General features: G+C 72.0%; 9 protein-coding genes and 1 pseudogene. 9 read left to right on the top strand and 1 reads right to left on the bottom strand.

The window, feature by feature from the left end:
• Positions 1-97 precede the first annotated feature (97 nt).
• On the bottom strand, positions 98-1,222 hold the full coding sequence (locus AB0F18_RS36860; RefSeq protein ID WP_362069159.1) for a YihY/virulence factor BrkB family protein: 1,125 nt from the start codon (positions 1,220-1,222) through the stop codon (positions 98-100).
• A gap of 17 nt (positions 1,223-1,239) precedes the next feature.
• Here AB0F18_RS36860 and AB0F18_RS36855 point away from each other — a divergent pair, with 17 nt between their 5' ends.
• The 9 genes and pseudogenes from AB0F18_RS36855 to AB0F18_RS36815 form a co-directional block, all read left to right on the top strand.
• On the top strand, positions 1,240-2,883 hold the full coding sequence (locus AB0F18_RS36855) for an acyl-CoA dehydrogenase family protein (protein ID WP_362069156.1): 1,644 nt from the start codon (positions 1,240-1,242) through the stop codon (positions 2,881-2,883).
• 438 nt (positions 2,884-3,321) lie between these two features.
• Positions 3,322-4,590 (top strand): GAF domain-containing protein, encoded by a 1,269-nt coding sequence (locus AB0F18_RS36850; protein ID WP_362069165.1) that lies wholly within the window; start codon positions 3,322-3,324, stop codon positions 4,588-4,590.
• Between the two features lie 25 nt (positions 4,591-4,615).
• On the top strand, positions 4,616-5,179 hold the full coding sequence (locus AB0F18_RS36845) for a GNAT family N-acetyltransferase (protein WP_362069153.1): 564 nt from the start codon (positions 4,616-4,618) through the stop codon (positions 5,177-5,179).
• A 187-nt stretch (positions 5,180-5,366) separates the two neighbouring features.
• Positions 5,367-5,450, top strand: a complete 84-nt coding sequence (locus tag AB0F18_RS36840) for a putative leader peptide (protein ID WP_309550570.1) — start codon at positions 5,367-5,369, stop codon at positions 5,448-5,450.
• Positions 5,451-5,666: 216 nt separating this feature from the next.
• A complete protein-coding gene (locus tag AB0F18_RS36835; protein WP_362069150.1) occupies positions 5,667-7,373 on the top strand; it encodes a nitrite/sulfite reductase in 1,707 nt (568 codons plus the stop codon).
• On the top strand, positions 7,370-7,549 hold the full coding sequence (locus AB0F18_RS36830; protein ID WP_125815005.1) for a hypothetical protein: 180 nt from the start codon (positions 7,370-7,372) through the stop codon (positions 7,547-7,549). Before AB0F18_RS36835 ends, AB0F18_RS36830 begins: the two co-directional genes overlap by 4 nt.
• Positions 7,546-8,253, top strand: coding sequence for a phosphoadenylyl-sulfate reductase (locus AB0F18_RS36825; protein WP_362069147.1), 708 nt, complete (start codon positions 7,546-7,548; stop codon positions 8,251-8,253). The genes AB0F18_RS36830 and AB0F18_RS36825 overlap by 4 nt, the downstream gene beginning before the upstream one ends.
• 44 nt (positions 8,254-8,297) lie before the next feature.
• A complete protein-coding gene (gene cysC / locus AB0F18_RS36820) occupies positions 8,298-8,843 on the top strand; it encodes an adenylyl-sulfate kinase (protein ID WP_362069162.1) in 546 nt (181 codons plus the stop codon).
• Positions 8,840-9,015: pseudogene (locus AB0F18_RS36815) on the top strand (sulfate adenylyltransferase small subunit); the annotation flags it as partial. The gene cysC and the pseudogene AB0F18_RS36815, both read left to right, overlap by 4 nt.

Genomic DNA, 9,015 nt, shown 5'->3' with positions numbered 1-9,015 from the left:
CCGGTGCGGCGAGAGTGCGTGCCTGGGGGCACCTCCCAGCGGTAGCTGGGGGAGCGTCGCGGGGCAGACGGGACTTTGACGACAGACCCTAGGCCGGTCAGTGTTTGCGCAGGCGGGCGGTGTAGTCGTCCGGCGGCAGGAAGTTCGACCAGCGCTCCGGGAACTCCGAGGGCATTCCGGCGTCCTCGTCGTCCTCGGACTCCCCCTCGGCCAGGGCCCGCCAGGCGGCGGCCCGCGCGACGAGCTGGGCGGCCTCGGCCTCGCGGACCCGTTCGTTCGCCTCGCGTGCCGCGGCGGTGGCCACCGAGGGCCAGACCCGGTCGATGGCGGCGTTGACGGCGGCGCCGACGAGCACCGCGAAGGCCGAGATGCCGATCCACAGCAGGATCGCGACGGGGGCGGCCAGCGACCCGTAGATGGTCGGGCCCTCCACGGTGTTGGTGAGGTAGATCCGCAGCAGGAACGAGCCGAGCACCCACATCGCGAGGGCGACGAGCGCGCCGGGCACGTCCTCGATCCACGGCGAGCGGACGGGCACGGAGACGTGGTAGAGCGTGGTCAGGAAGGCGATGGAGAGCAGGGTGACCACGGGCCAGTAGAGGACGGCGATCACCTCCGTGCTCCAGGGCACCAGCCGGACGACGGCGTCGGGGCCGACCACCATCAGCGGCAGCACGATCGCCCCGATGAGCAGGGCGACCACGTAGAGGAGGAAGGCGAGCAGCCGGGTCTTGACGATGCCGCGCTGCCCGTCCAGCCCGTACATGACGGTGATGGTGTCGATGAAGACGTTGACGGCGCGGGAGCCGGACCACAGGGCGAAGGCGAAGCCGAGGGAGATCAGGTCGGGGCGGCCCTCGCGGGTGACGTCGTCGAGCATCGGTCTGGCGATGTCGTTGACGCCCCGGTCGGACAGGACGGTGCCGACCGCGCGCAGGATGTTCTCCTCGATGCTGGCGACGGACTGGGTGTTCGTCCAGCCGTCCACGTATCCGAGGAGGCCGAGCAGGCCGAGGAAGAGCGGGGGCAGGGAGAGGAGGGTGAAGAAGGCGGCTTCCGCGGCGAGCCCGAGGATCCGGTACTCGATGCACGAGTTGACGGTGTCCTTGAGGAGCAGCCAGCCCATCTTGCGCTTGGAGACGTTGCGGTAGAGGACGCGGGCCCGGTGGAGCCGTCCCGGGCGTGGCGGGGTCCCCTCGGGTGTTTCTTTTGCTGGCTGCACGTCCTTACGGTATCGGCATGGCAGCCACCACCCACACAGTCAGCAACCAGGCCCCGCCGCTCGTGGGGTACGAGGTGTACCTCGGCGACCGGGCCCTCACGGAGGGCGTGGAGCGGCACCTGGAGGGCGCGGCTCCGGAAGTCCGCGACGAGGTGGTGCGGGAGCTCACGGGTCTCGGGCGGTCCGCGGGCTCGGCGCAGGCGCAGCGGTGGGGGCGGGAGGCGAACGAGAACCCGCCGGTGCTGCGGACGCACGACCGCTACGGGAACCGGATCGACGAGGTGGAGTTCCATCCGGCGTGGCACCGGCTGCTGGCGCACGCGGTGGGCTCGGGCCTCACCGACGCCTGGGGCCGGCCGTCGGGGCACCTGCGGCGGGCGGCGGGGTTCTTCGTGTGGTCGCAGGCGGAGGCGGGGCACGGCTGCCCGGTCTCGATGACGCACGCCGCGGTGCCGGCGCTGCGGGCGGATCCGGAGCTGGCCGCCGTGTGGGAGCCGCTGCTGACCTCGCACGTGTACGAGGAGGGGCTGCGGCCGCCCGGGCGGAAGGCCGGGGTGCTGTTCGGGATGGCGATGACGGAGAAGCAGGGCGGCAGCGACGTACGGGCGAACACGACGTCGGCGGTGCCGCTGGACGCTTCCGGGGAGTACGTGCTGACCGGGCACAAGTGGTTCTGCTCGGCGCCGATGTCGGACGCCTTCCTGGTGCTGGCGCAGGCTCCGGGAGGGCTGACCTGCTTCCTGGTGCCGCGGGTGCTGCCGGACGGGACGCGCAACGCGTTCGCGATCCAGCGGCTGAAGGACAAGCTGGGGAACCGGTCGAACGCGTCGGGGGAGATCGAGTTCGACGGGACCTGGGCGCGGCGGGTGGGCGAGGAGGGCCGGGGGGTGCGGACCATCATCGGGATGGTCGCGGCGACCCGGCTGGACTGCGTGATCGGTTCGGCCGCGCTGATGCGGCAGGCGCTGACGCAGGCCGTTCACCATGCGGAGCACCGCTCTGCTTTCGGAGCACCGCTCATCGACCAGCCGCTGATGCGCAATGTCCTCGCCGACCTCGCGCTGGAGTCGGAGGCGGCGACCACCCTGGCCCTGCGCCTGGCGGCCGCCCACGACGCGGGGACGGACCAGGAGCGGGCCTTCCTGAGGCTGGCGGTGCCCGCGGCGAAGTACTGGGTGACCAAGCGCTGTACGCCGATGGTGGCGGAGGCACTGGAGTGTCTGGGGGGCAACGGCTACGTAGAGGAGTCCGGGCTGCCGAGACTGCTGCGCGAATCCCCGGTGAACTCCATCTGGGAGGGTTCGGGCAACGTCCAGGCGCTGGACGCGCTGCGCGCCCTCCAGAGGGAGCCGCAGGCCCTGAACGCCTTCCTCCAGGAGATCGGCCGGGCCCGGGGCGCCGATCACCGGCTGGACGCGGCGATCAAGAACCTGCTGACGGAGCTGGCCGACCTCGACGGGATCGAGGCGCGGGCCCGGCGGGTGGTGGAGCGCATGGTGCTGGTGCTCCAGGGTTCGCTGCTGGTGCGATGGGCCCCGCCGGAGGTGGCGGACGCGTTCTGCGCGTCGCGGCTGGGCGGTGACTGGGGGGCGGCCTTCGGAACGCTGCCGCACGGCCTGGACCTGCGTGCGGTCGTGGCACGGGCGCGGATCGCGGGCTGAACGCGGTCCCCTGACCGCTGCGGTTCGCGCGGTTCGCGGGTGGTCCCCAAACCACCCGGGACCGCGGGTCCGCGGTGGTCCCCAAACCACCACGGCCTTGAACCGTTCAGCACCGGGATCCGAACCCGTCCAGGTGGGACCGGGGGTGGCGCCGCGCCGACTCGGCACCACCCCTGGTCCCAAGAGCCCCGAGGAAGGAGCTGTCACGCCGCTCGGCGGCGTGCCGATAGTTTCGGTCGGGCGACCGGGGGTTGGCGAGAGTTGCATACCGTTGCAACCCTTCGGTCCACAGGTGGTCGCAGGTGCCCGCCGCACGTGCCCGGGGAAGGGTCGCGTACGCCGGCCTCGGCGGCTTCCGCAGTACGTCCTGTTCAGCACGGGGAGGTTCCGGTGGCCAACACCGCAGGCAGCACGGCCGACGTGGCGCGCATCTCGGCCATGGACGCGCGGGAGGCCGCGCGTCTGCTCAAGGGAGTACGGGCGGCCGCACTGGCCGGGGACCGCCCGCCGGCCGCCCCGCGCCCGGAGATCGCCGCGTCCTGGCGGCGGATGATGGCCGGCGGGGTGCACCCCGAACGGGACACGAGATCGCGGATGCTGTCCGCCGCCGAGACCGAGGAGCGGCGGCAGGTCTCGCCGCTGCGGGAGATCCTGCCCGTACTGCGGGAAGGGCTGCTGCCCGCCCTGGACGAGTCCCTGCACATCATGGTCGTCGCCGACGCCGACGGGCGGCTGCTGTGGCGGGAGGGGCACAGCAGCATCCTGCGCAAGGCCGACCGGCTGGGTTTCGCGGTGGGGGCGGACTGGGACGAGGCCGTGGTCGGCACGAACGGGGTGGGCACCGCGCTGGTGACCCGGCGGCCGGTGCAGGTGTTCTCGGCGGAGCACTTCGTCTCCAGCCACCACGACTGGACCTGCGCCGGGGCCCCCGTGCACGACCCCCGCGACGGGCAGCTGCTCGGTGTGGTCGACGTCAGCGGGCCCCTGGCCACCATGCACCCGGCGACCCTGGCCTGGGTCAGCTCGGTGGCCCGGCTCGCCGAGCGGGAGCTGCGGGTGCGCCACCTGGAGTCCCTGGAGCGGCTGCGGGCGGTGGCGGCCCCGCTGCTGGCCCGGCTGCCCGGGCGGGCGGTGGCCGTCGACCCGCACGGCTGGACGGCGGCGGTGACGGGGCTGGCACCGGCGGACCGGGTGCAGCTGCCGAAGGCGCTGGGCCCCGGGCGGCTGTGGATCCCGCAGCTGGGCGACTGCGTCGCGGAGCCGCTGCCCGGCGGCTGGCTGCTGCGCCTCGCGGAGCCCTCGGCGGCCGCGGAGGTGAGCCGGGTGGTGCTGGACCTGAGCCGGCCCCGCTCCTGGTCGGCGACGGTGTACGGGGCCGCGGGCAGCTGGTCCCAGGAGCTGAGCCCGCGCCATGCGGAGCTGCTGTTCCTGCTGGCGGAGACCCCGGGCGGGCGGAGCGCGGCGGAGCTGGCGGAGGAGCTGTTCGGGGACGCCACCCGTACGGTGACGGTCCGCGCCGAGCTCTCCCGGGTCCGCCGCCACCTCGCCGGGGTGCTGAGCCACCGGCCGTACCGGTTCGCGGAGGACGTGGAGGTGGAGCTGATCCGCCCGCGGGACCCGGCGGGGCTGCTCCCGCACTCCACGGCCCCGGGGGTGGTCCGGGCCCGGCTGCGCCGCGGGGGGCCCTGGGGGACGCCCGGGCGGTAACGGGGGATGTGGTTCCCTGAAGCGCATGAGCACCATCACCCTCACCACCTGGTCCCTTGAGATGACCTCGTCCTCCGATCTGGTCCCGGCGGCCGAACCCGGCCCAGAGATCACGATCGGCCGGGCCGAGGTACCCTCCCCCGAGTTCAGCCGCTTCCTCTACGCCTCGGTGGGCCAGGACATCCACTGGACGGACCGGCTGTCGCTGACCCGCGCGCAGTGGGTGGAGCAGCTGGAGCGGCCGGGTGTGGAGACGTGGGTCGCGTACGACCGGGGCACCCCGGCGGGGTACGTGGAGTTCGATCCGCAGCCCGATGGTGTGGTGGAGATCATCTACTTCGGCCTGCTGCCCGCCTTCCGGGGCCGGCGCATCGGCGGACACCTGCTGTCGGTGGGCATAGCCCGCGCCTGGGACCTCGCCGACCGCTGGCCGGACCGCGAGCCCACGCGCCGCGTCTGGCTCCACACGTGCAGCCAGGACGGGCCCACGGCGATGGACAACTACCTGCGTCGCGGCTTCAAGCTGTTCCGGACCGAAACGGAAGAGAAGCCCGACACCCCCACTCCGGGCCCCTGGCCCGGCGCATAAGCCCTGGCAGGGCGTTCACGGGGCCCCGTACCCGCGCCGTCCGGCCCGCCGGGGGCGCGGGCCGGACCGGGTAGCGGAAGCCCCGTGCGGCGTGACCCCCGTCACGCAGTCTCATGATCCGGGACGACTTCGTCCGGATCGTGGACAGTAGTGGACTCCTCCAATCGGCCCATGACACGCTTCGGCCATGAATGGAGCTGGAATTGCCTTGGTGAGTCGACGCCACGTCGACCTCGGCCGCATGTCCAGCGCCATTTGTCCGGCGAGCTGACGGAACCAGCCACCGCCGCACGTCGCCGCAGTCCCCGCCGCCGCGGACGCGTCGACCACCTGCAAGCCCCCTGAAGGCCGAACAGCGCCCCCGCACGCCGGAAACCCCGACACAAGGGCGGAAATCGGTCACATCTGCTCGGAGATTCCAGCATGACAGGGGCGCGCCGCCGCTCCCCTGACCTGCCTCCAGCCGCTGAAGAAGGACGTACCCGCCATGGCCGCCACCCCCGAAACGCCCGCAGCCGCCCCCGCAGCCGCCGCGCGCCGCAAGACCGGCCGTCATCGCGGTGAGGGACAGTGGGCCGTCGGACACCACACGCCCCTCAACGGCAACGAGCAGTTCAAGAAGGACGACGACGGTCTCAACGTGCGGACGCGCATTGAGACGATCTACTCCAAGACGGGCTTCGACTCGATCGACCCCAACGACCTGCGCGGCCGTATGCGCTGGTGGGGCCTCTACACCCAGCGCAAGCCCGGGATCGACGGCGGCAAGACCGCGATCCTGGAGCCGGAGGAGCTGGACGACAAGTACTTCATGCTGCGCGTCCGCATCGACGGCGGCCGGCTGACCACCGAGCAGCTCCGCGTCATCGGCGAGATCTCCGAGGAGTTCGCGCGCGGCACCGCCGACCTCACCGACCGCCAGAACGTGCAGTACCACTGGATCCGGATCGAGGACGTCCCGGAGATCTGGCGCCGCCTGGAGGCCGTCGGCCTGTCCACCACCGAGGCCTGCGGTGACACGCCCCGCGTCATCCTCGGCTCGCCCGTCGCCGGCATCGCCCAGGACGAGATCATCGACGGCACCCCCGCCATCGAGGAGATCTACCGCCGCATCGTCGGCAACAAGGACTTCTCCAACCTGCCCCGCAAGTTCAAGTCCGCGATCTCCGGCTCGCCGCTGCTCGACGTGGCGCACGAGATCAACGACGTCGCCTTCGTCGGCGTGAACCACCCGGAGCACGGCCCCGGCTTCGACGTCTGGGTGGGCGGCGGCCTCTCCACCAACCCCAAGCTGGGCGTCCGCCTGGGCACCTGGGTCTCCCTCGACGAGGTCCCGGACGTCTACGAGGGCGTCATCTCGATCTTCCGCGACTACGGCTACCGGCGCCTGCGCACCCGCGCCCGCCTGAAGTTCCTCGTCGCCGACTGGGGCGCGGCCAAGTTCCGCCAGGTCCTGGAGGACGAGTACCTGAAGCGCAAGCTCGCGGACGGCCCCGCGCCCGAGCAGCCCAGCGGCCAGTGGCGCGACCACGTCGGCGTCCACCAGCAGCAGGACGGCAGGTTCTACGTCGGCTTCGCGCCCCGCGTCGGCCGCGTGGACGGCGCCACCCTGACCAAGATCGCGGACATCGCCGAGCAGCACGGCTCCGGCCGCCTGCGCACCACCGCCGAGCAGAAGATGATCGTCCTCGACATCGAGGCGGACAAGGTCGACTCGGTCGTCGGGGCCCTGGAGGCGCTGGACCTGCGGGTCAAGCCGTCCCCGTTCCGCCGCGGCACGATGGCCTGCACCGGCATCGAGTTCTGCAAGCTGGCCATCGTCGAGACGAAGGCGCGCGGCGCCTCGCTGATCGACGAGCTGGAGCGCCGCCTGCCGGACTTCGCCGAGCCGATCACCATCAACATCAACGGCTGCCCGAACGCCTGCGCCCGTATCCAGGTGGCGGACATCGGTCTCAAGGGGCAGCTGGTCCTGGACGACGACGGCAACCAGGTCGAGGGCTACCAGGTCCACCTGGGCGGCGCCCTGGGCCTGGAGGCCGGCTTCGGCCGCAAGGTCCGCGGCCTCAAGGTCACCTCGGCCGGACTGCCCGACTACGTCGAACGCGTCGTCAAGCGCTTCGAGGAGGAGCGCGAGGACGGCGAGCGCTTCGCCGCCTGGGTCGGCCGCGCGAGCGACGAGAGCCTCTCATGAGCGAGCGCGCCGCACCGTTCTACTGCCCGTACTGCGGCGACGAGGACCTGTTTCCCCACGAGACGGGCCACGGCGCCTGGGAATGCAGGGCCTGCAACCGAGCCTTCCAGCTGAAGTACCTCGGGCTGCTGGCCCGGGGCGTTCAGTCCAACACCGCTGGAGGGGACGAGATATGACCACCACTCAAGACACGCGTCTCACGGAACTCAAGGAACTGGCCGAGCGGGCGGGCCGGGACCTGGAGGACGCCTCCGCGCTGGAGATCCTCACCTGGGCCGCCGAGACCTTCGGCAAGCAGTTCTGCGTGACCTCCTCCATGGAGGACGCGGTGGTCGCCCACCTCGCCTCCCGGGCGATGCCCGGGGTCGACGTGGTGTTCCTGGACACGGGCTACCACTTCGAGGAGACCATCGGCACCCGCGACGCGGTCGAGGCCGTGATGGACGTCCACGTCATCACCCTCACCCCGCGCCAGACGGTCGCCGAACAGGACGCCCAGTACGGGCCGAAGCTCCACGACCGCGACCCCGACCTGTGCTGCGCCCTGCGCAAGGTCAAGCCCCTCGAAGAGGGCCTGACCGGGTACACCGCGTGGGCGACGGGCCTGCGCCGCGACGAGTCCCCCACCCGGGCCGGCACCCCGGTGGTCGGCTGGGACGAGAAGCGGCAGAAGGTCAAGATCTCCCCGATCGCCCGCTGGACCCAGGACGACGTCGAGGCCTACGTCGCAGAGCACGGCGTGCTGACGAACCCGCTGCTGATGGACGGTTACGCCTCCGTCGGCTGCGCCCCCTGCACCCGCCGGGTCGCCGAGGGCGAGGACGCCCGGGCCGGCCGCTGGGCCGGACGCGGCAAGACCGAGTGCGGACTGCACGGCTGATGACCACCACACCTACGGACACCACGGAACTTACGGAGAAGCGGATGAGCGTGACCGGCCAGGGAGCCACCGTGTGGCTGACCGGTCTGCCCAGCGCGGGCAAGACCACCATCGCCCACGCGCTGGCCGAGCGGCTGCGCGCCGAGGGCCACCGGGTGGAGGTCCTCGACGGCGACGAGATCCGCGAGTTCCTCTCCGCCGGGCTCGGCTTCAGCCGCGAGGACCGCCACACCAACGTGCAGCGGATCGGCTTCGTCGCCGAACTCCTCGCCAGCAACGGCGTCAAGGCGCTCGTCCCGGTGATCGCCCCGTTCGCCGACAGCCGCGAGGCCGTCCGCAAGCGGCACGCCGCCGCTTCGACGGACTACCTGGAAGTGCACGTGGCCACTCCGGTCGAGGTGTGCTCCGAGCGTGACGTGAAGGGCCTGTACGCCAAGCAGGCGGCGGGCGAGATCTCCGGTCTGACCGGCGTCGACGACCCGTACGAGGCGCCGGAGGCCCCCGACCTGCGGATCGAGTCGCACACGCAGACCGTGCAGGAGTCGGCCTCCGCCCTGCACGCACTGCTCACCGAGAGGGGTCTGGCATGACCACCGCCGCGCACCTGCACACCGAGTCCGGTTCCGACGCGCCCTACGCGCTGTCGCACCTCGACGCCCTCGAATCCGAGGCGGTGCACATCTTCCGCGAGGTGGCGGGCGAGTTCGAGAAGCCGGTGATCCTGTTCTCCGGCGGCAAGGACTCCATCGTCATGCTGCACCT

The sequence above is a fragment of the Streptomyces sp. NPDC029216 genome (assembly GCF_040648015.1).
Taxonomy (GTDB): domain Bacteria; phylum Actinomycetota; class Actinomycetes; order Streptomycetales; family Streptomycetaceae; genus Streptomyces.
This window is presented reverse-complemented; position numbering and strand designations above follow the sequence as displayed.